Consider the following 1,283-nt stretch of genomic DNA (forward strand, 5'->3'; position numbering starts at 1 on the left):
GCCGGTTTTGGTTTGGCTGATGGGGCGTTTTCGCAATCCCTGGTTGTTTTTTATACTTTGGCAGTTACTCAACTTTGCAGATAATTTATTAAACCCAGATTACGAATTAACAATCTACTCAACTTCATAAGCCGCGGCGGATTCAAGCACTTACTCATTTTTTAAATTTTGAAATATAACATATGTCTTCATTCAAAAAATTCCGTGAGCACTTGACTTTATTGAAAAAATGTTGTTTCCCAACGGTTCCTAATACGTAATCTGGATTAAACAATCAATCCGCCAATATCGATAATTTTGTTTTGAATGGCATAAACCACCAAACCAGCTATGTTTTTACATTCAGTTTTTAATAATAAATTGGTTCGATGACCTTCGACGGTTCTTGGACTTATGAATATTTTATCTGCAATTTCTTGCGTGTTGAATTGTTTGCAAATCAGTTCTAAAACTTCTTTTTCACGACTTGTCAAAAAATTCTCTTCGAGTGATAAATTGTTATATTTTGGCATTTGTGTTGCACATTCATTTATGACTTGCAATACTGCATCATTATAATAAAATCCGTTATTGGCAACCTCGTTTATTGTGAAAATCATTTCGGCTGGCGTTGCATTTTTTATTAAATAAGACGATGCGCCAACTTGTATCATATTATTTATAAATGATTTAGAATCATAACTTGTCAAAGCAATAATTTTGATTTCTGGATATTCTTTTTGGATAATTTTGGTAGCTTCGACGCCATTAAGATTTGGCATTTTTAGATCCATAAGAATAATATCTGGATGATTTTGATTGTTTTTCAAATAATCTAAAATCTCTGAACCATCAGAGGCTTCAAAAACAATTTCTATGTTTTTCTCTCGTTCTAACAAAAAAGCGATTCCTTTTCTGAATAACAGTTCGTCGTCGGCTAGTAATATTTTAATTAGTTTTTTCATAAATTAAAAATTCTAAACATTTTTTTTAGCATACAAGTCAAATAAGCAAATAAATTGAACTTTGTAAAAATACCTTTTTATTTGTAAAATAATAAACATAAATAAACTTATTCGAATTATATGTTAAACTCTAAAAACTAAACAAAAACTCACTTCCTTTGTTAATCTCAGATTTAATGTCAAGTTTACCGTTCAAGAAATTAATTCTCGAGGCTATGTTTTTCATTCCTAAACCTTTTTTGTTTTCTGGATTATTTATATCAAAACCAATGCCATCGTCGTTGTATTTTAAGGTTTTAATATTGTCAATTTCATTCATTAAAATCGAAATATTTTTGG

The 1,283-nt window shown here is 29.5% G+C and carries 1 protein-coding gene and 1 pseudogene; both read right to left on the bottom strand.

Annotated elements, in window-relative coordinates; translation table 11 throughout:
- Positions 1 to 266: 266 nt before the first annotated feature.
- Complete coding sequence (locus RMO83_RS14485) at positions 267 to 944, bottom strand: response regulator transcription factor (protein WP_310560413.1); 678 nt, start codon at positions 942 to 944, stop codon at positions 267 to 269.
- Between the two features lie 130 nt (positions 945 to 1,074).
- Positions 1,075 to 1,283: pseudogene (locus RMO83_RS14490) on the bottom strand (sensor histidine kinase); the annotation flags it as partial.

This window comes from Flavobacterium sp. (assembly GCF_031423415.1).
GTDB lineage: Bacteria > Bacteroidota > Bacteroidia > Flavobacteriales > Flavobacteriaceae > Flavobacterium.